The following is a 20840-nucleotide window of genomic DNA, read 5'->3' as shown; positions in this document are numbered from 1 at the left end:
GCTTTGAAATCGGAAGAAAGCAAAAGGGTTAAGCCGTATGGCTTAACCCTTGACAGGTTTTACGCAATTGCCAGCAACGGTCAGTGCATTACTACTTTCTGACGACCTGCTGCAACATCTCGAGATGCTTGTTGATCGTCGCCCCCATGTCCTCGCCCAATGCTTTCAGCTCGCTATCATCTGCTTGTTGCGCGACCTTCTTCGCCAGATCCCTTGCAGCCTCATGATCCTTCAGGCCGGCATTTGTCAGATATGCCTTGTCGAACTTTTCCCCCTCCAGCTTGCTCAGCTTCGCTGCCTCTTTTTTATGTGCCTTGTCCGGCTCTGTCGGCAACGTTACGCCTTTTTCCCCCGCGAGCTTTTTGACCTTGCTCAAGCCCGCCGTGTGATCCTCGATCATCTGCTTCGCAAATCCGAGCACCTGCTCATCCTTTGAGCGGGATTGCGCGATTTTCGCGGTCTCGATTTCCGCAAGATTGGCTTGCGCCAGTTTCTTCAGAAAATCGCTGTCCTTTTTCGACACGCCAGCCTTGGCCTGCGACGTCGCATCCGTCGCAGCGACGGCAGCGGTAACGTTTCCAAGTCCCAGGGCCAGTGCCAATCCAATGATGCGCATTTTTCCGTTGATTTTCATTTCTTCTCCGAAAGACAGGGGCATTCCGAAATGGCGTGCCATCGCCGTAAGGTACTCTTCGCGGAGATAACGCTTTGTGGGCTGGCGAACAAAAGACCGTCTTTTGTCGCATTGCTTGCGGGATGCAATGAGGGAAGAATTTGCCGGAAGAAGCATGCCGCAACAAATCGGTCGAACAAACGCAACAATGGCCCGGATGCTGAGGCAGCCGGGCCATTGCAATCAATTACGACCGGTATTTCTTAAAAGTTTTAAAAATGGACGTCAGAACGGAATATCGTCATCCATGTCGCTGAAGTTCGATGCGGCCGGCTTGGCTGCCGGACGTGCCGCCGGCGCGCTCTGGCGCGGAGCCGGTGCGCCGCCGCCATAGTCGTCGTCCATCGATGCGCTGCCGCCACCGGCGCCCGGACGGCCGCCCAGCATCTGCATCGTGTCGGCGATGATCTCGGTCGTGTAGCGCTCGACGCCGTCCTTGTCGGTCCACTTGCGCGTCTGCAGGCGGCCTTCGACGTAGACCGACGAACCTTTCTTCAGGTACTGGCCGGCCACTTCCGCCAGACGGCGGTAGAAGGTGATGCGGTGCCACTCGGTCATTTCCTTCTTGTCGCCGGTGTTCTTGTCCTTCCAGCTTTCGGTCGTCGCGACCGCAATGTTGGTGACTGCCTCGCCGTTCGGCATGTAGCGCGTTTCTGGATCGCGGCCGAGGTTGCCGACGATGATGACTTTGTTGACTGATGCCATTGTTTTCTCCGGGAGGTTTTCCGCGCTTCCGATATTTTCCGATATCAAGCGGCAGCAGCTTCGACTCGACTGCGGCGCGGCAGGTTTTTCATATTGGCGGCAATTATAAGCCAGCCCGTCGTCAACACCGCGCCCAGCACGAAGACCGCAGTCGGCCCGACATGCTGGACCAGCAGGCCGCCGAGCGCGCCGCCGCAAAACAGGCCGAGCGCCTGCAGGGTGTTGTAGACGCCAAGCGCCGCGCCCTTGGCGGATGGCGGCGCGATGCGCGACACCAGCGACGGCTGGCTGGCTTCAAGAATGTTGAAGGCAAGGAAGAATGCGAGCAGCAATGCCAGCAGCCATGGCCAGCTTGCATGCGCGCCCGACAGCAGTACGCCCATGCCGATCTGCACCAGCAGCAGCAAGGCGATCGCGCCGACGAAAACCTGCTTGGACTTGCCATGCCGTTCGCTGACGAAGATCGGTGGCAGCATCAGCAGGAAGGACAGCACCACCACCGGCAGATAGACCTTCCAGTGTTCGGTCAGCGGCAGATGACCGAGGCGAATCAAGGCGCCCGGCACCACGACGAACATAGCCATCTGCGTCAGGTGCAAGGCGAACACGCCGTAGTTCAGCCGCATCAGTTCGGTATTCGCCAGCACCGCGCGAATCGGTGTACGTTCGGCCGGCAGCGCCGGCGCGGCGGGCACAACGAAGATCACGGCAAGGATCGCCAGCAGCGCCAGCATGCCGGTCAACGCAAAGATGCCGCCCATGCCAATCGTCCGATACAGCAGCGGCGACAACACCAGCGAAGCGGCAAACGTCAATCCGATCGATGCGCCTATCATCGCCATCGCCTTGGTGCGATGTTCATCGCGCGTGGAATCGGCGACCAGCGCCGTGACGGCAGCCGAAATCGCACCCGCGCCTTGCAGCGCGCGTCCGGCAATGACCCAGTAGATATTGGTTGCAGCGGCAGCGACGAAAGAACCCAGGGCAAAGACGATCAGCCCGATGACGATCACGCGCTTGCGGCCGTAGCGGTCCGAGGCGATGCCGTAGGGAATCTGGCCGCACGATTGCGTCAGCCCGTAGATACCCATCGCCAGCCCGGCCAATGTCGCGCTGTCACCGCCCGGCATGGAATGCGCATGCACGGCAAAGACCGGCAGGATCAGGAACAGCCCCAGCATGCGCAGCGCGAAGATGCCGGCCAGCGAGGTGCTGGCACGGATTTCGGTGCGCGTCATGCCGTTGCCGGCATCGATGGATGGGTGCGATGACATGTAAGACTGGCAATCCCTGAGAGTGAATGACAGGCGCTAAACGTCTTGGGAAATGTCCCGGCGGAACGCTTTTACGGCCGCCTTGAAAACCCGTTATAGTAGCAGGTTGACTCTCGCCTCACGTCTCCAAAAAGGACGGCGGCGGCCGAACCATCCTTGACTGAAAGAGTGAATGGAAGAAATTCGCATCCGGGGTGCGCGCACGCACAACCTGAAGAACATCAATCTTGATCTTCCCCGCAACAAGCTGATCGTGATTACCGGTCTGTCCGGCTCCGGCAAGTCGTCGCTCGCGTTCGACACGCTGTATGCGGAAGGCCAGCGCCGCTATGTCGAATCGCTGTCGGCCTACGCACGCCAGTTCCTGCAGCTGATGGAAAAACCCGATGTCGATCTGATCGAAGGCCTGTCGCCGGCGATATCGATCGAGCAGAAGGCGACGTCGCACAACCCGCGCTCGACCGTCGGCACCGTCACCGAGATTCACGACTACCTGCGTCTGCTGTACGCACGCGTCGGCACGCCCTACTGCCCCGACCATCCGGAAAATCCGCTGGCGGCGCAATCGGTGTCGCAAATGGTCGATGCCGTGCTGGCGATGCCGGAAGACACCAAACTGATGATCCTCGCGCCCGTGGTGGCGAATCGCAAGGGCGAACATCTGGATCTGTTCGAGCAGATGCAGGCGCAGGGCTTCGTGCGTTTCCGCGTGCAGAGCGGCACCGGCAATCCGCACGTCTACGACGTCGATGCGCTGCCGAAACTGAAGAAAGCCGAGAAGCACACGATCGACGTCGTCATCGACCGCATCAAGGTGCGCGCCGACATGAAGCAGCGCCTGGCCGAAAGTTTCGAGACCGCGTTGCGCCTGGCCGAAGGCCGCGCACTCGCCGTCGAGATGGATACCGGCGTCGAGCACCTGTATTCGAACAAGTTCGCCTGCCCGGTCTGCGGCTACTCGCTGCAGGAACTGGAGCCACGCTTGTTCTCGTTCAACAATCCGATGGGCGCCTGCCCCGAATGCGACGGCCTGGGGCATATCGAATTCTTCGATCCGAAACGCATCGTCGCGTTTCCGAATCTGTCGCTGGCCAGCGGCGCGGTAAAAGGCTGGGATCGCCGCAACCAGTTCTACTTCCAGATGCTGTCGAACCTCGCCGACTTCTACGAATTCGACCTCGACGTGCCGTTCGAAAAACTGCCGGAGAAGGCGCAGCAGGTCATCCTGTTCGGTTCCGGCAAGCAGAAGATTCCGTTCCAGTACGTGAACGAAAAAGGCCGCACCGTCATCCGCGAACACGAGTTCGAAGGCATCGTGCCGAATCTGCAGCGCCGCTATCGCGAGACCGATTCGATCGCCGTCAAGGAAGAACTGGCGAAGTTCATCAACGAAAAAATGTGTCCGACTTGCGACGGCGCGCGTCTGCGTGTCGAGGCACGCCATGTGAAGGTCGGCAGCGGCAAACAGCAACGTGCGATCTATGAAATTGCCGCAACGCCACTGCGCGAGACGCTGGACTTCTTCCAGAAACTGAAGCTGACCGGCGCGAAGAAAGAGATCGCCGATCGCATCATCAAGGAAATCGTCTCGCGCCTGACCTTCCTGAACAACGTCGGCCTCGACTATCTGTCGCTGGAACGCAGTGCCGATACCTTGTCCGGCGGCGAGGCGCAACGCATTCGACTTGCATCGCAGATCGGCTCCGGCCTGACCGGCGTGATGTACGTGCTGGACGAACCGTCGATCGGCTTGCACCAGCGCGACAACGACCGCCTGATCGCGACGCTGCAGCATCTGCGCGACATCGGCAACAGCGTGCTGGTGGTCGAACATGACGAGGATGCGATCCGCTGTGCCGACTATGTGGTCGACATGGGTATCGGTGCCGGCGTGCATGGCGGCGAAGTGATCGCCGAAGGACCGCTGAAGGACATCCTGAAGAACAAGAAGTCGCTGACCGCGCAATACCTGAACGGTACGCTGGCAATCCACGTGCCGAAGAAACGCACTGCACCAAATCCAAAGAAGCAATTCGTCATCACCGGCGCATCCGGCAACAACCTGAAGAACGTGACGCTGGAACTACCGGTGGGCCTCTTGACCTGCGTAACCGGCGTATCGGGTTCCGGCAAATCGACGCTGGTCAACGACACGCTGTACCTGGCTGCCGCGCGCCATCTGTACGGTTCGCAAGCAGAACCGGCCGCGCACGAATCGATCTCCGGCCTCGAGCATTTCGACAAGGTGATCTCGGTCGATCAGGCGCCGATCGGCCGCACGCCGCGCTCGAATCCGGCGACTTACACCGGCCTGTTCACGCCGATCCGCGAACTGTTCGCCACCGTGCCGCAGGCGAAGGAACGCGGCTATTCGGCCGGCCGCTTCTCGTTCAACGTCAAGGGCGGCCGCTGCGAAGCCTGCCAGGGCGACGGCGTGATCAAGGTCGAGATGCACTTCCTGCCGGACGTCTACGTGCCGTGCGACGTCTGCCACGGCAACCGCTACAACCGCGAAACGCTGGAAATCCATTACAAGGGCAAGAGCATCACCGAAGTGCTGGGCATGACGGTGGAAGAAGCGCACGAGTTCTTCAAGCCGGTGCCAGCCATCGCGCGCAAGCTGCAGACGCTGCTCGACGTCGGCCTCGGCTACATCCGCCTCGGCCAGAGCGCGACCACGCTGTCCGGCGGCGAGGCGCAGCGCGTGAAGCTGTCGCTGGAACTGTCGAAGCGCGACACTGGCCGCACGCTGTACATCCTCGATGAGCCGACCACCGGTCTGCACTTCCACGACATCGATCTGTTGCTGAAAGTGATCCATCGCCTGCGCGACCAGGGCAACACGGTCGTCATCATCGAGCACAACCTCGACGTCATCAAGACGGCCGACTGGATCGTCGATCTCGGCCCCGAAGGCGGCGCCGGCGGCGGGCAGATCATCGCGACCGGCACACCGGAAGACGTGGCGCAGAATCCGGCCAGCTTTACCGGCAAGTACCTGGCGCCGCTGCTGAAGAAAAAGTGATCATGGCGAAGCACCTGCGCATCCACGGCATCGTGCAAGGCGTCGGCTACCGCGCCGGCTTCGATGCGCAGGCACGCGCACTCGGCGTATCGGGCTGGGTACGCAATCGTCGCGACGGTTCCGTCGAAGCGATGATTCGCGGCGATGAAACCACCGTGCAGCAGGTGATCGCATGGGCACAGCGTGGGCCGACGATGGCGCGCGTGGAGCGCATCGATGTCGTCGAAACGGACGACGCGCAGATCGCCATCGGATCTTTCGACATTCGCCCTACCGAGTAAATCCATCTGCATCATCGCCACGCACGACACAAAAGAAGCAAGTCATTCGACTCGATTTTTTTCCCGTGTCAAAAATGCACTAAGCCGCACGCAGGAAAAACATACGTCCGGGCCGGCCAACCAAATTACAAAAGTACAACACTACCCTCGCGCCAGTCGGCATAAGTACCTGCATTTGTCATCTGTTTAGAGGACAGACAGTCCTATCCTGCGTCGATATAGTTCGGCAATTCAATAGCAGGGCCGCCGGAGAATCATGGACAACCGCGACAGTTTCAAACATCCCCGGGATGCATTCCCTTCATCGACGTCATCGACTTCCCGCATCGCTTTCGCCGATTTAGTGCCGCTACGCAGCCTGACCGCCGTGGCCTGCCTGCTGATGGCGGCCAGCCTGCCGTCGCATGCGCAAACGCTCGGCGTTGCATACGGCGGTGGCGGCGCCTCCGGATCGCCTGGTAACGTGGCAGCCGGCGGCACGGGCGGCAATGCCGGCGTTGCCGGTCCGACTGCCGGCTCTGATTCCCGCAGCGGCAATGGCGGCTCCAACGGCGGTACTGCCCTGAGCGGGTCACCGGTCAGTGGCGTCAATGGTGGCAATGCTTACGATGGCAGCGGCATGGATCCCGCCGATGGCGCCGGTGGTGGTGCAGGCGGCTTCGGCATCGTACTGTCGAACGCCAGCGGCAACCTGGACAGCAATGCCACCATTACCGGCGGCACGGGCGGTGTTGGGGGATGGGGTAGTTACGGCGGCGGCGGTGGCGGCGGCGGCGGGTCAGCCCTGTATGTGAACACAAGCGGCACCGGCACATCGTTGACCATCGATGCTGCCATCACGGGCGGCACCGGCGGTGTCGGCGGCACCAGCGGCGGCGGTGGCTATAACACGACGTCCGGTGCCGGCGGCAACAGCAGCGGCACCGGCGGCGTCGGTGCCGTCGGACATAACGGCAGCGGCGGTGGCAGCGGCGGCGGCGGCGGTGGTGGCGTTCAATTCGTTTCCACGGCCTCCGGCACAACGACCATCATGAATAATGCCAGTGTCATCGGCGGAAATGGTGGAAATGGCGGCAGAGATGGCGGCGGCAATGGTCGGGGCGGCAATGCCGGTAACGGTGGCAACGGCATCGCGTTGTCCGGCAGCCAGATTCAATTGACCAATACCGGCAACATCACGGGCGGCAATGGCGGTCAGCCAGGCCTGTGCGACACCTTTTGCACCGGCGGCGCGGGAAGTGGTGGAAGTGGCGGCATCGGCCTCGTCGTCAGCGGTGGCAACAATACCGTCGTCAACAGCGGCAGCATCAGTGGCGGACTTGCCGCCAACGGCACGACACGCGCGAATGCCATGACGCTATCCGATGGCGGCAACACACTGGAGCTACAGGCCGGCTACACGTTCGATGGCAATGTGGTCAGCAGCAGCGGCACCACCAATGGCGGCGATACGCTGGTATTGGGCGGAAGTGCCGATAGCAGTTTCGATCTTTCACGGATCGGCTCCCAATATCAGGGCTTCAACAATTTCGAAAAGACCGGAGCCAGCACCTGGGTGGTGACCGGTACCACTACCACTTCATGGAGCATCGCCGACGGCACGCTCCAGATCGGCAACGGCGGCACATCCGGCACAATTGACGGCGACATCACCAACAACGCGTCGCTGGTCTTCGATCGTAGCAACGCGGTGACTTACAGCGGCATCATCAGCGGCAGTGGCGATCTGACCAAACAAGGCGCAGACACGTTGACACTTTCCAGCACCAACAACTATACGGGCGATACCAACATCAGCAGCGGCACCGTGCGGGCCGGCGCAGCCAACGTGCTCGGCAATGGCAGTGCGACGACAGTCGCCAGCGGCGCCACACTCGACCTGAACGGCTTCAGCCAGACGCTCGGTTCGCTGGCCGGCAGCGGGAATGTCGTGCTCGGCTCGGCCATGCTTACCGTCGGCAGCAACAACGCCAGCACGACCTTCTCCGGCACCATCGACGGCAGCGGCAGTCTGACCAAGCTAGGCAACGGCACACTCACGCTGAGCGGCGCCAATACCTACGGGGGCGCAACTTCCATCAGTACGGGCACACTGCGTACTGGCGCCGCCAACGCCTTGGGGAACAACAGCGCCGTGACAGTCAACAGCGGTGCAACACTCGATCTCACCAGTTTCACCCAAACGATCGGTTCACTTGCCGGCGCGGGCAACGTTATGCTTGGAGTTGGCAATGCCACGCTCAACACAGGCGCCGACAATACCAGCACCACGTTCTCCGGCGCCATCAACGGCGGTGGCAATCTGAACAAAGAGGGTAGCGGGACGCTTGTACTGACCGGCATCAATGTCTACACAGGCGCCACGACGATCTCGGCAGGCACACTGACTGTGAACGGCTCGGTGGCCAGCGCCACCACCGTCAACAGCGGCGCCACGCTGTCCGGCACCGGTTCGGTCGGCAGTACCACGCTGATGAACGGCGGCACCGTGCATGCGGCCGGCAGCGATACGCTCACCATCAACGGCAATTACACACAGCAGGCGGACGGCGTGCTGCGCCTTGATGCAGCGGACGCCGGCAACCACGGCAAGCTTGCCGTCAACGGCAATGCCACGTTCGCCGCGCGCGCAAAAATCGACGTCAATGTGAATGCGGTCAATACGCTGGCCGTAGGCAACGTCCTGAATGACGTCGTCACGGCGAGCGGAAGTTTCGCGTCGTCCGGATTCGCCGTCACGGACAACTCCGCACTGTTCAATTTCCGCGCCAGACAAACCGGCAGCAGCCTTGATTTGTTCGTCGTCCAGAACAGTTTCGCGGGCATTCGCGACGCCGTGATCGAACGTCGCCTCTGGCCAGCGCTGGGTGCAGCCGACGTGCTCGATCTGCAACTGAACAACGGTGCAACTGGCGACATGGGCACGGTGATCGATGCGCTCGGCCAGCTCACGGATAATCGCGATGTCGCACGCGCCGCGGCGCAAACCCTGCCACTGGTTTCCGGCAATCAGGCGATCCAGGGAACGCTCGCTTCGTTCCAGCGACTGGTACAGGATCGCATCGGCGGCAGTGCGGGCGGTAATGCAGGCACCACTGGCCTGTCGTCCGGCGACGATCTCGCGAATCGGCAACTCTGGGGCCGTGCCTTCGGATCGCGCGCCGACCAGGATGATCGCGACGGCACCGCAGGCTTCAAGGCGGAAAGTTGGGGCTTGGCCTTTGGTGCCGATGCGGAAATCGTTCCTGGCACGCGCTTCGGTGTCGCCTACGGTTATGCCAACACCGCCGTCGATGGCAACACCGATCTGACCGGCACCGGCCAGCACGCGAAGGTCGACTCGCACATTCTTTCCCTCTACGGCAACAAGGATATCGGCGACAATCGCACATTGCTGTTCCAGGGCGACGTCGGCTTCAACGACAACGACAGCACACGTGCCATCGAGTTCGGCGGCTTGCGCCGCACCGCCTCCGGCGACTACCGGACATACAGCGCCCATCTCGGCCTCGCCGTCTCGCAGGAATTTGCGCTGAGCGAAAAGACAAGCTTCACGCCGATGCTGCGCGCCGACTATACATGGCTGAAATCGCAAAGCTATGACGAAAGCGGCGCAGACAGCCTTAACCTGCAGGTCGATTCGAACCGCACGGAAGCCTTTGTCATCGGCGCAGATGCACGCCTGCAGCATCGCTTCTCGGCCGTATCCTGGCTGGATGCCTACATCGGCGCCGGCTATGACACGATCAACGATCGCGACAGCATCGTTGCCGCCTACGCAGGCGCGCCGGCGCAATCTTTCGTCACGCCAGGCATCGATCATTCGCCGTGGCTGATGCGCGGCGGCATCGGCTATCGCATGACTACCGCGAATGACACCGAAATCACATTGCGCTATGACGCCGAAGGACGCAGCGATTACATCAACCAGACCGCTTCCGTCAAAGCCAACTGGGCATTCTGACAAGTCGCCGCAAATATTTCGCTCCGAACGGATTCCGCAAGGAATGCGCCCGGTTGCAGCTCGTTCTGATGACATAGGGCTGCTGTAGCCGGGTTGCAGGCTTGTTTAAATGTGTCTCCGCAAGAGACGCACGCAGACACATTTCCTGCACATCGGAAATGGACAAAATCTTCTCGTTTCGGCAAACTCGCGCGGTTAATCACAACGCTGCGATATTTACATCGCATACCGGGCGATGGAAATATCAAAAGAATCGCAGTCGCAGACAAGTCTGTGCCGCACACATCCGGGCAGACTGAAAAAGAACTCGGCCGCGCACCCCGATGTCAGCTTCGTCTCGCATGCAAGCCAGGCGCCGACGAAACGATTTTCCCAAGCCCTCGCCAGATACTTGCGCACCATTGCCGGCCACCGTGCACGCATGCTCTGCATCCTCGCTTCCTTATGCATCGTAGAGTCCGCACATGCCGCCGGCAGCGAAGTCTATCCAGGCGACTTCATCGCGCTGCCAGCCGGCACCCAGGTGCTGAGCTTTTACCAGTACGAGCGTGATTTCGAAGGCTATTACTTCAACGGCGAACGCGTCGGTGGTGCGAGAGCCAAGGCACGCGCCAGCGTTGCCGCCTATACGCGCTACGGACAGATCGGCAATATGACATCGGCATGGTCGGTCACGCTGCCCTACTTCGACATCCACAAGACAGCCGGCACCCTCCCCGTCTGGTTTGGCGACGAAACCAGCGGCATGTCGGATCTGCGTCTGAAGTATTCGGTATGGCCGGTCAACGATCCGGAACGCGGACGTTATCTGGCGCTGACGGGCATCTGGCAGCCGGACACTGGCCGGTACGAGCGCAATCAAGTACTGAGTCCCGGCGACAACCGCAATCGCCTGACTTTGCAGCTCACCTGGATCGAGCCGCTGTCGAAGACCGTCAGCATGGAACTGACGCCTGAATTCAGCTGGCAAAGCGATAACAACGACTATGTCGGCACGCACATGGAACAGGAAAATGCCTATGCATTGACCGGCTATCTGCGCTGGCGTTTTTATGGACCGTGGTCGGCCAGCGTCGGCTTCCAGAGCAATGGCGGCGGCGATCAGATCATCGATGGCGTGCGTCAGAACAACAAACCCGATCAGCAGCGCGTGATGTTCAACATCAGCACCATGATTGCGCCCGACGTGGCGGCCAGTCTGCGTTACTCGCGCGACACGTCGGTGGAGAATTCGGTGCGCATCGTTTCCGACTGGGTACTGGCGGTGCACTGGCTCTTCTAGAAATTCTTCCAGTCTTCAAACGGCTGTTTTTTCGGCATGCAGAAAATGTTCACGACGTGGCTCGTGCCAGCGGCAATTCCAGCGTGAATTGCGTGCCCTGCACACGACCACCATCGGTGATTTTCTGCCAGTGCAACACGGCGCTCAACTGCTCTGCACGGTAACGCATGTTGCGCAATCCTTTGCCACCGTTGTCGCCATCCTCACCCGCAAACCCGTTGCCGTTATCGCTGATGCAAATGCGCGCATGCGTCGCATCCGCGTGCGTCGCGAAAACGATCTCGCTGGCGCCGGCGTGCTTGACGATATTGGTCACCGCTTCCTGCACGATCCGGATCAGATGCATCGCATACCCCGGCGTCAGCCACGGCACCGGCGGCAAGGCTTCCGGCTGCCAGCGCAGTTGTACATCGGCCGCCTCCAATCGCGGCTGCAGGCGGAAACGCAATCCGGCAAGCAATACGCTGATGTCAGAGCCGACCGGCTCCAGCGAATCGATCGTCAGCCTCAGTTCATCGATGGAATCCTGCAACGCCGTCTTCAGCCGTTCCGACTGCACGTCGCCACGATCGACCATGCGCATCATGCCGACCAGCGCACCACCGAGCCCGTCATGCATGTCCTGCATCAAACGCTGGCGCTCTCGGCTCAACAGATCGCGTTGTTCGATTTCGCGCAGCTTTGCATAGCTGTCCGCGAGTTCGGTTTCACGCTGCTGCAGGCGTTGCGTCAGCAATTCACGGCTGTGCTCCAGATGTTCGATGCCGTTCAGGTAACGCTGCAGGATGATGAAGGCAAACACGACGAAGAAACCGATCTGCGCGAGCGGCAGCAAATACACGTGTTCCACGCTGATCCGATAGCCGTGCATCATCATGTCGTGTATGCCGAGTGGGATGCCACTGAGCGAAATCAGCGCGAGCAGCATGCCGGCCTTTTCGCGTTCGCGCCACGCCGCATATGACGCAACCCCGCAGGCCGGGATCGCCATCAGCAGCACCAGCAAATAGGCATAGGACGACAAGGCGGCAATCGCTTCGCTGCTTTCCAGTAGCGGCAGCGTCACCAGGCTTTGCAGCACCACGCTGGCGATCATGCCGCGCTCCAACCAGCGATAGTGGCGACGGCAAAGTCGGAAATTGAAGATCAGGATGACGACGGCCAACCAGTTCAGTGCATTCACGCTGATCCAGCCATACCACGCAGAAGAAATGAAGCTGGTATTCAGCGGCGTCACGTAATGCAGATAGCGGCCAGCGAAGCACAGCGACGCAAGAAAACACAGCAGGTACAGGATTTCATGCCGGCGTTTGCGCCACACGCCGAGACAGAAAAATCCGAGTCCGAGGAATGCGATGCCGGTCGCCAGCAACACATACACCTGCAGCGCGGTACGCGTGTGATAACGCCATCCCAGCGCGGATCGCGTCCCGATCCAGGCCGTCGAAATGCCGGCCCCCGCACCCGGCACGCTGTCCATGCGCAACACGATCGTTTGCGGCCGCTTGGTCAGTTCCGGTGCATCCAGCGTTACCCAGACCGGCTGATTGAAGCCGTTCCAGACCGGATCGCCAGACGAGCGCCATAGCAGCCATCGATCACCATACAGCGCCACCTGCCCGACCGTCTGCCAGCGCGGCAGGTAGAAATGCAATTCGTTTTTTGCCGCAGCCAGTTGCGCATCAAGCGTAAAGCGATACCAGGTGGTTTGCGTCCGGCGTTCGGCCATGTCGCCCGGCGTACGCTGCATGGATACATCAGGCAACGCGACTTCCTGCCAGCCCTGCTCCGGTAACAACGGCAGTGTCTTGCCGGGAGCCGGCAACGCCGTTTCGACGTTCTGAATCAGCCGTTCGACCCGCACGATATGCGCGACCTGGCCGGATTCGGCGGCAGCTGCAAAGCCGGCCGCACTCAATAGCCATAATAGCCACAGCAGAAAGAACAATCGCAACGGATGCGCGCGTTTCATCATTCAGTTCCGGTGCAATAGTCCGCGCCGGTAGCCGGCTTCGATCGCCTCCACCTTGGAACCGACGCCCAGCTTGGTGTAGATGCGCCGGACAAACGTGTTGACCGTCGTCACCGCGATGCCGAGATGGGCTGCCGTCTCGGCCATCGTGTAGCCCAATGCCATGCGTTCCAGCACCTGCACTTCGCGCATCGACAGGCGTTCGCCCCCCTCTTCGTTGAGCGCAGGCGCGGTGCACAGCCGGCGCAAAAGCTGGCGCGCGATCATCGGACTGACCGGACTGCCGCCGGCGCATACATTGCGGATTTCATCGACCAGCGACAGCGGCAGCGCATCCTTCAGCAGATACCCCGAAGCGCCGGCTTCGATGGCCGACAGCACCTTGTCCTCGTCGCCGAACAGCGTCGCCACGATCACTTCGCATTGCGGCCAGCGCTGCCGCGCCTCGCGAATCAGCGCAATGCCGGAACCGTCAGGCAGCCCCAGGTCCACCACCAGCACATCTGCCGGTGCGCCTTTCAGCAAGGTTCTGCCTTCGGCCAGACTTGCTGCCATTCCGGCAACAGTCATGTCGGACACGGCAGCAATGGCGTTTCGCACCGATTCGCGAAACGACGCATCGTCCTCCACCATGACTACCGAAATTCTGTCCATGCCATCCCCTTGCCCAAGCTGGAGTTTAACGGAAAGCGTTGCCAGCCAGACACATGAATGTACGTTCCCGTCTGTTTACAGAACCCTACGGTTGACGCAGAGAGCAATACGAGAGGTATTGGCACTGACGGCAGAGAGCATCTGCATTACGCCTTCGATGGCAATGAAAAAGGCGAACCGTAGTTCGCCTTTTTCATTTTGGCAGACCGAGCCACAAACCCAGCGGCACGAATACCAGTGCCGCCAGATTGCCTAGCAACACGATGGACGCCACCTTGTCCGGTTCCTGCCTGTACTGTTCGGCCATCATGAAGCAGAACACTGCAGGCGGTAGCGAGGCGAACAGATACATCTGCCCGCGCTGTTCCGTCGTTAGCCCCAGCACCTGATCGAGCAGCCACGCGACGACAAGACCCGCAACAGGGCAGACGATCGCACCGACCACACCGATATGCCAGCTGCGGAAATTCACGTCCAGCATCCGCACGCCGAGCGAAAACAGCATCAGCGGAATGCAGGCATCGCCCAGCATCTTCATCGCCTGGAACAGCGGCCCCGGCAGCGGCACGTGCACGGCGGCGAATGCCGTGCCGATGATCATCGCGATCATCATCGGATTGGCGAGAAACTTCCACGGCGATACGCGCACGCCATCGCTGCGGCCGCTTTCCAGGATCTTGATGCCGAGCGAGAAATAGACGAGATTGCAGGCCATGAACAGCGCCACCGCCGAACCAAGACCGGCACCGCCAAAAGCCAGCACCGCCAGCGGCAAACCCATGTTGCCGCAATTGTTGTACATCATCGGCGGCACGAAGCTGCGCACGTCGTAACCGAACAGACGCGCGACCGGCCATGCCAGCGCACCGGAACCGATCGAGATCAGTGCACCGGCCAGGATCAGCGTGCCGTTGTGCGCCAGATCGAAATCCTTGGCCGCCAGCGCGGTGAAGATCAGCAGCGGGCACAGCACATCCATGCTGATGCGATTGACCGCCAGCATGTCGCCGCGCACGGTCTCGCCGCGCAACCGCGCATAGCCGTAGCCCAGTGCGATGATGATGAAGACCGGCAGAATGATGCCGAGGATGCGTTCGAAGATTTCCATTGCTGCTTTTTCCGGGAACCGGATTGAAAAATGCCGGAGGGCCAAGCCCGTCCGGCATCCGGATGCGCTACTTTACATCGGCTGCCGGATTTTCACCGGCGCCGGCATTATCTGGACGCTGCAGGCCGCGGCAGGTCGTAGCGTTCCAGGAATGGACAGCCGTTCATCGGCAGGAAGGATGGAATGCGGTAGTACTTGTCGGCCACCGTCTTCAGGATGCGTTCGCGATAGACCGCGTAGTTGAAATCGTGGCCGTCCGCATACCAGTAGCGTACGCCGCCGGCCATGATCGTTCCCACCGTCACCGACGAGAAGTACGGTGCGAAGTCCTGCGGATCGATCCGCTTGCGATCGAAGATGCGGATGCTCTTGCCGGCATAGTTGCGGAAATCCACCTGCAAATCGTCCTGCCGCGCATGGAACTTGCCTTCGCCGAAGGTCGGCCAGTATTCGCCAGCGTGATACGACAGCAGCGCCGCCGGCGTGTAGGCGCGCGCCATGATCGGCGTGCCCGGCGGCAGATTGGTGCGCAAGGCAGCGACGATGTTCTTCGCTTCCTTGTGGAACACGATGTCGTCATGCAGACCGCCGACGTCCTTCCACATCGTCGTCGGCAGCAGGACGATTGCTGCCAGGAACAGGAAATGCGGCACCGAAAACAGGCCGGTCCAGATCGCATAGCGGCGCAGGTCGCCTGCACTGGCGACGATGCCGAGGAACAGGAAAACGAAAGGCATGAAGCCCAGCACCCAGTGCAGGCCAATCGTCTTTTCGACCGACAGCAACAGGAATAGCAGAAACGGTACGACGAACAGCACGACCACTGCGCCATTGCGCGCCATCGACGGCATCGAACGCAGCACGCGTAACGTTGCCCATGGCGTGATCAGGTAAACCATCATCACGAGATAGGTGCCGACCGTCTTCCACGACCAGCGCGCATCCTCGTTGCGGTTGATCAGGTTGAACATCACGTTGGTCCAGCAATGATCGGCATTGAAAACCACGGTGATCGCAAACAGCGGCGCCGAGCACAACGCGATGATGATCAGGTCGATCCAGCCGCGGCGCGAACGGCACAGGTAGAAAAAGTAGGCGATCGCCAGCAGGCCGGCGAAATACTTGGACAGCAGCGCCAGTCCGAGAAAGATGCCGCAGGCCACCGACCACCAGTGATTGCGCGCATGCATACCGCGAATGAAGCAGTAGCCGGACAGGAACATGAAGAAGATCAGCGGCGTGTCCGTCGTGACGAAGTTCAGCAGCAGCGTGAACGGCAACACCAGGAACAACGTGCCCATCCACCACGCCGAACCTTCCTGATACGGCTGCAGGCGTTTCATCAGATCGACCATGCCCAGCGCAATCAGGCTCCACATGACGGCCGTGAAGAAACGGATAGAAAGCGGCGAAGACGAAACGCTGTTCAGCGCATATAGCAGCCAGCCAACCATCGGCGGATGATCGGAATAACCCCACGCCGGATAGACGCCCCACTGATAGAAAAACGCCTCGTCGCCGGTGACCGGAAACGCGGCCGCCAGCCACAGGCGGATCGCCAGCGTGACGATGAAGGTCCACCAGAACACCCTGCGGGCGCGTATCGGATCGGCGTCGGCATACAGCGCGCGCGTCGTGTTCAATTTCATTACCACTTCCTTGATTCCGCCTTTAACTTTTTACCGCCAGCACCAGCACGCCGGCGACGATCAATCCCACGCCCAGCACCTTGGCAATGCTGACCGTCTCGCCCAGCAGGAAGATGCCAGCCAGCGTCGTCAGCACCACGCCGAGCGACACCAGCGGATACGCCATGCTCACTTCCAGCCTGCCCAGCACCAGCAGCCACAGGCCGGCGCTCGCACCGAAGCACAGCATGCCGCCCCAGATCAACGGATTCGTCAGCACCAGTCCGACGATGGCACGCAACTCGCCGCCCATCGCCTGCTGGATCGCCGGCGTCGACATGCCCATCTTCATCAGCACCTGTGCCAGCGCCGTCAGGCACACGCAGAAAAATGCCAGCCCTAATGCCGCCATCTGGCTCATGCCCATCCTCCGAACGATGCCGCCAGCGCAATGACACCGACCAGCAGCGCAACGATCCAGCTGGCGCGATCGGTGATCGCAAACAGCAGCGGATCGTCATGAATTTCCATGCGCGCGATCTTCAGCCACAGCCGCATGATCCAGAACAGCATCAGCGGCAGAATCATCCACAACAGATCGGCATACGGATACAGCACGTCGGCCTTCTGCGTATCGATATACAGCGCCAGCAACAGCACCGCGACGAAGCCGCTGGCGATGCCCATCGAAATCAGGTACGGCAGGTCGCTGGTGCGATAGCCGCGTCCGGCAGCCGATGTGCGGCCGCCTTCGCTCATCACTTCCAGTTCGGCACAACGCTTGACCAGCGCGAGGCTGAGGAAGATGAACAGCGACACCGCCAGCAGCCAGTTCGAGATTACGATGCCACCGACCACGCCACCGGCCAGGATACGATGCGTATAAAGCGAAGCCAGCACCAGCACGTCGACGATGGCGAGCTGCTTCAGTCGTGCCGAATACAGCAGCGTGACGATGACGTAGACGATCATCAGACCGAAGAACGGCAGCGAAATCCACGCCGCCAGCAGCAGCGACAGCGGCAGCAGCACGCCGGCAAGAATAAGTCCGAACGGAATCGCCAGCGTCGCGGCAGCGAACGGCCGCATGCATTTACGCGGATGCGCACGGTCGGAAGCGAGATCGAACAGATCGTTGACGATGTAGGTGGCCGATGCGCACATGCCGAAGGCGACGAAGGCCAGCAGTGTGGGCCACCAGAATTCCCATCGCAGATTGTGCGCCGCCAGCAGCGGCACGAACAGCAGCACGTTCTTGGCCCACTGATGCAAGCGCAGCGCCTTGAACAGCGCACGCCAGCTGAACGGACGCGGCGCGATCACCAGCGCCGGCTTGCGCATACCTTCGGCGCGGCGCGCGACCGATTGCGATGCGTTGACGACGACGATTTCCGCCGCCTGCTCCCAGACAGCCAGATCGGCCGTGCTGTTGCCCGCGTAGGCGAAACCTTCTGCGCCGGCATGCTGCGCAATGGCACGCAGCTTGTTGTGCGATTTCAGATTGTGCGCGGCATCGCTGCCGAGCACGTCGTCGAACAAGCCGAGATGATCGGCCACCTGCCGCACCAGCCCGGCATCCGATGCGCTCGCCAATACCAGCCGGCGGCCGGCCGCATGCTGCCCGCGCAGCCACGCCAGCAACGTTTCGTTGTACGGCAGCAGCGATGCATCGAGCTCCACGCGTCGCGCGATCTGCACCTTCAGGAAGGCACGGCCGCGCAGCAGCCACCACATGCAAAGGAACAAATAGAAGGGATTGCGCTTGATCAGCAGCAGAAAGGATTCGAACAGCAGATCGCTGTAGATCAGCGTGCCGTCCAGATCGACGTACAGCGGCAGCGACGATCCGGCCTGTGCCGTTCCGTTATCAGGAGCGGACGGCTCGCGGTTCGCGCGGGAAAAGCTGCCTGGGGAAACGCTCAAATCGCCACCTGGAACAAACGAGATAGGGGTGTCCTGGAAAAGCGCGCCGGCTCATTGCCTTCGGTACGCCGCCTGTTTCCATCGATGCCATGGCAAAGCGGCGCGCCGCTGCTCCATGTGGACATTCTCTGCACCGGCCCGCAGCTCGCGGACCAAGGTCGGCAATTGTCCTTCTTCATATGGATACCGTCAACCGGCGCCCGCACTGGCGCTGCGCTGGCTGCGGCGCGTCTTCAGCAAATGTTCTTCGGCGCGCGCCAGCTCCTCTACCGCACCGCGCAGCACGACGATATCGCCGGCCAGCAAGGTCGTCTCCGGCGTCCATTCCAGTCGGCTGCGATTGCGGCGCAGGTCGATCACTTCGGCGCCCAGTTCAGCCAGTTCCAGTTCGCCCAAGGACTTGCCGATCGAACGCGCACCTTCCGGCAGCACGATCGAACGCAGGCGCACCTGCAGGTTTTCGGCGATGTCGGATGTATCGCTGACGCCGTGGAAAAATCCGCGCAACGACGCATAGCGCTCGCCGCGCGCCGTCTGTATGCGGGAAATGACGCGGCGCAGCGGCACACCCAGCGTCAGCAGCGCATGCGAGGCCAGCATCAGGCTGCCTTCGATCACTTCCGGCACCACCTCCGTCGCACCGGCTGCGCGCAGGCGATCGAGATCGCTGTCGTCCATGCTGCGCACGATGACCGGCAGCGCCGGTGCCATCTCGTGCACATGATGCAAAACTTTCAATGCTGACGGCGTACTCGCATAGGTCACGACCAGCGCGGCGGCACGATTGATACCGGCGGCCACCAGACTTTCGCGCCGGCCGGCATCGCCATAGGAAACATGCACGCCGGCCGCCTGCGCATCGCGCACCCGATCGGGATCGAGATCGAGCGCGTGGTACGGCACGCCCTCTTCTTCCAGCAGACGCGCCAGGCTTTGGCCGGTGCGGCCGAAGCCAGCGATGATCACATGCTGCTGCGTCTTCATCGTGCGCGTGGCGATCTGCGTCAGCGCCAGCGACTGCATCATCCATTCGTTGCGCGACAGCTTCATCACGATCGCATCGGATTTGGCGAGGATCAGCGGCGCCACCAGCATCGACAGCACCATCGACGCCAGAATCAACTGCACGAACATCGGTTCCAGTAGCTTCAAGGCGCCGATCTGGTTCAGCAGCACGAAGCCGAATTCGCCGGCCTGCGCCAGCGCCAGGCCGGTGCGCATCGCCACACCCAGCGGCGCGCCGAACACGCGCGCCAGCAGCACGATCAGGATGCACTTCAGCAGGACCGGTATCGTCAACAACAGCAGCACCAGGAACCAATGCTCGACGACCAGCCGCACGTTGAGCAGCATGCCGATGGTGATGAAGAACAGGCCCAGCAACACATCGCGGAAGGATTTGATGTCTTCTTCCACCTGATGCTTGTATTCGGTCTCGGCAATCAGCATGCCGGCGACGAAGGCGCCCAGCGCCAGCGACAGACCGGCCATTTCGGTGATCCACGCCGCGCCCAGCGTGATCAGCAGCAGATTCAGCATGAACAGTTCCTGCGAACGCCGCTTGACGACGATGCGGAACCAGCTGCGCAATATCTTGTGCCCGACGAACAGCAGCAACAGCAGCACGACGATGGCCTTGCCCGCAGCCAGCAGCAGTGTCGTCGCCAAGCCGTCGCTATGATCGGCCAGTGCCGGCACCAGGATCAGCAGCGGCACCAGCGCCAGATCCTGCAGCAGCAGGATGCCGATGATGCGGCGGCCGTGCTCGCTTTCCAGTTCCAGCCGCTCGGTCAGAATCTTGGAGACGATCGCGGTCGACGACATCGCCAGCGCACCACCCAGCGCAAACGCGGCCTGCCAGCTGATGCCGGTCAACCGCTGCGACAGATGCGCGACGATCCAGCCGAACGCCATCGTCCCCGCGATCGTCAGCAACACCTGCGCCAGCCCGAGGCCGAACACGATGCGCCGCATTGCCGACAGCTTGGCGAGCGAAAATTCCAGCCCGATCGAGAACATCAGGAAGACCACGCCGAACTCGGCCAGTGAATGCGTAGTCGCGCTGTCTTCCGCCCAGCCCAATGTGTAAGGCCCGATGATGATGCCGGCCACCAGATAGCCGAGCATCGGCGGCAGATTCAAGGTACGGAAGGCAACCACGCCGAGAACGGCGGCGGACAGCAGCAGCAAGGTGAGTTCGAGCGGGGACAGCAGCATGATGGCGGTGATCTGCGGATGTGATGCGGATGAATACAAGACGGCCGGCGTGCATAGCGCGGCAAATTGCCGCTATGCTTGCCCGATATCAATCAAACCACACTTTTGTATTATCTGGCAGGTTTTTTGCTTTA

Annotated in this window: 14 protein-coding genes; 4 read left to right on the top strand and 10 right to left on the bottom strand. The window is 61.1% G+C overall.

Annotated elements, in window-relative coordinates:
• Nucleotides 1-91 precede the first annotated feature (91 nt).
• From ACO1VH_RS09890 to ACO1VH_RS09880, 3 genes are all read right to left on the bottom strand, one after another.
• On the bottom strand, nt 92-790 hold the full coding sequence (locus ACO1VH_RS09890) for a DUF4142 domain-containing protein (RefSeq protein ID WP_486244301.1): 699 nt from the start codon (nt 788-790) through the stop codon (nt 92-94).
• 108 nt (nt 791-898) lie between these two features.
• Complete coding sequence (gene ssb, locus ACO1VH_RS09885; protein WP_486244300.1) at nt 899-1378, bottom strand: single-stranded DNA-binding protein; 480 nt, start codon at nt 1376-1378, stop codon at nt 899-901.
• Between the two features lie 44 nt (nt 1379-1422).
• The gene (locus ACO1VH_RS09880; RefSeq protein WP_486244299.1) at nt 1423-2652 is read right to left on the bottom strand and encodes an MFS transporter; all 1230 of its coding nucleotides are present in this window, start codon (nt 2650-2652) and stop codon (nt 1423-1425) included.
• Nucleotides 2653-2824: 172 nt separating this feature from the next.
• On the opposite strand from ACO1VH_RS09880, the gene uvrA reads away from it, so the two are divergent.
• The 4 genes from uvrA to ACO1VH_RS09860 all read left to right on the top strand — a co-directional run bounded on the left by uvrA (nt 2825) and on the right by ACO1VH_RS09860 (nt 11204).
• A complete protein-coding gene (gene uvrA / locus ACO1VH_RS09875; protein WP_486244298.1) occupies nt 2825-5677 on the top strand; it encodes an excinuclease ABC subunit UvrA in 2853 nt (950 codons plus the stop codon).
• 2 nt (nt 5678-5679) lie between these two features.
• Nucleotides 5680-5958 carry an acylphosphatase gene (locus ACO1VH_RS09870; RefSeq protein ID WP_486244297.1) on the top strand — a complete coding sequence of 93 codons (279 nt, stop codon included), beginning with the start codon at nt 5680-5682 and terminating at the stop codon, nt 5956-5958.
• Between the two features lie 256 nt (nt 5959-6214).
• Complete coding sequence (locus tag ACO1VH_RS09865) at nt 6215-9922, top strand: autotransporter domain-containing protein (RefSeq protein WP_486244296.1); 3708 nt, start codon at nt 6215-6217, stop codon at nt 9920-9922.
• A 235-nt stretch (nt 9923-10157) separates the two neighbouring features.
• Nucleotides 10158-11204 carry a transporter gene (locus tag ACO1VH_RS09860; RefSeq protein WP_486244295.1) on the top strand — a complete coding sequence of 349 codons (1047 nt, stop codon included), beginning with the start codon at nt 10158-10160 and terminating at the stop codon, nt 11202-11204.
• Between the two features lie 49 nt (nt 11205-11253).
• On the opposite strand, the gene ACO1VH_RS09855 is transcribed toward ACO1VH_RS09860, so the two are convergent.
• The 7 genes from ACO1VH_RS09855 to ACO1VH_RS09825 form a co-directional block, all read right to left on the bottom strand.
• Nucleotides 11254-13179 carry a sensor histidine kinase gene (locus tag ACO1VH_RS09855; RefSeq protein WP_486244294.1) on the bottom strand — a complete coding sequence of 642 codons (1926 nt, stop codon included), beginning with the start codon at nt 13177-13179 and terminating at the stop codon, nt 11254-11256.
• Nucleotides 13180-13830 (bottom strand): response regulator, encoded by a 651-nt coding sequence (locus tag ACO1VH_RS09850; RefSeq protein WP_486244293.1) that lies wholly within the window; start codon nt 13828-13830, stop codon nt 13180-13182. It lies immediately after the preceding gene.
• Nucleotides 13831-14023: 193 nt separating this feature from the next.
• Nucleotides 14024-14938, bottom strand: a complete 915-nt coding sequence (locus ACO1VH_RS09845) for an AEC family transporter (RefSeq protein WP_486244292.1) — start codon at nt 14936-14938, stop codon at nt 14024-14026.
• Between the two features lie 107 nt (nt 14939-15045).
• The gene (locus ACO1VH_RS09840; protein ID WP_486244291.1) at nt 15046-16587 is read right to left on the bottom strand and encodes an ArnT family glycosyltransferase; all 1542 of its coding nucleotides are present in this window, start codon (nt 16585-16587) and stop codon (nt 15046-15048) included.
• A gap of 22 nt (nt 16588-16609) precedes the next feature.
• The gene (locus ACO1VH_RS09835; RefSeq protein WP_486244290.1) at nt 16610-16987 is read right to left on the bottom strand and encodes an SMR family transporter; all 378 of its coding nucleotides are present in this window, start codon (nt 16985-16987) and stop codon (nt 16610-16612) included.
• Nucleotides 16984-18489 (bottom strand): UbiA family prenyltransferase, encoded by a 1506-nt coding sequence (locus ACO1VH_RS09830; RefSeq protein WP_486244289.1) that lies wholly within the window; start codon nt 18487-18489, stop codon nt 16984-16986. Before ACO1VH_RS09830 ends, ACO1VH_RS09835 begins: the two co-directional genes overlap by 4 nt.
• Before the next feature lie 189 nt (nt 18490-18678).
• Nucleotides 18679-20703, bottom strand: a complete 2025-nt coding sequence (locus tag ACO1VH_RS09825; protein ID WP_486244510.1) for a monovalent cation:proton antiporter family protein — start codon at nt 20701-20703, stop codon at nt 18679-18681.
• Between the last annotated feature and the right edge of the window lie 137 nt (nt 20704-20840).

The organism is Oxalicibacterium sp. (assembly GCF_057353965.1).
The sequence above is the reverse complement of the archived record's forward strand: the minus strand, read 5'-3'. Positions and strand labels throughout refer to the sequence as shown.

Bases quoted from the DNA above. Each gene is read 5' to 3' on its own strand.
- ACO1VH_RS09890 (WP_486244301.1), bottom strand. From the start codon at position 790: ATGCTTCTTCCGGCAAATTCTTCCCTCATTGCATCCCGCAAGCAATGC.
- ssb (WP_486244300.1), bottom strand. From the start codon at position 1,378: ATGGCATCAGTCAACAAAGTCATCATCGTCGGCAACCTCGGCCGCGAT.
- ACO1VH_RS09880 (WP_486244299.1), bottom strand. From the start codon at position 2,652: ATGTCATCGCACCCATCCATCGATGCCGGCAACGGCATGACGCGCACC.
- uvrA (WP_486244298.1), top strand. From the start codon at position 2,825: ATGGAAGAAATTCGCATCCGGGGTGCGCGCACGCACAACCTGAAGAAC.
- ACO1VH_RS09870 (WP_486244297.1), top strand. From the start codon at position 5,680: ATGGCGAAGCACCTGCGCATCCACGGCATCGTGCAAGGCGTCGGCTAC.
- ACO1VH_RS09865 (WP_486244296.1), top strand. From the start codon at position 6,215: ATGGACAACCGCGACAGTTTCAAACATCCCCGGGATGCATTCCCTTCA.
- ACO1VH_RS09860 (WP_486244295.1), top strand. From the start codon at position 10,158: ATGGAAATATCAAAAGAATCGCAGTCGCAGACAAGTCTGTGCCGCACA.
- ACO1VH_RS09855 (WP_486244294.1), bottom strand. From the start codon at position 13,179: ATGATGAAACGCGCGCATCCGTTGCGATTGTTCTTTCTGCTGTGGCTA.
- ACO1VH_RS09850 (WP_486244293.1), bottom strand. From the start codon at position 13,830: ATGGACAGAATTTCGGTAGTCATGGTGGAGGACGATGCGTCGTTTCGC.
- ACO1VH_RS09845 (WP_486244292.1), bottom strand. From the start codon at position 14,938: ATGGAAATCTTCGAACGCATCCTCGGCATCATTCTGCCGGTCTTCATC.
- ACO1VH_RS09840 (WP_486244291.1), bottom strand. From the start codon at position 16,587: ATGAAATTGAACACGACGCGCGCGCTGTATGCCGACGCCGATCCGATA.
- ACO1VH_RS09835 (WP_486244290.1), bottom strand. From the start codon at position 16,987: ATGAGCCAGATGGCGGCATTAGGGCTGGCATTTTTCTGCGTGTGCCTG.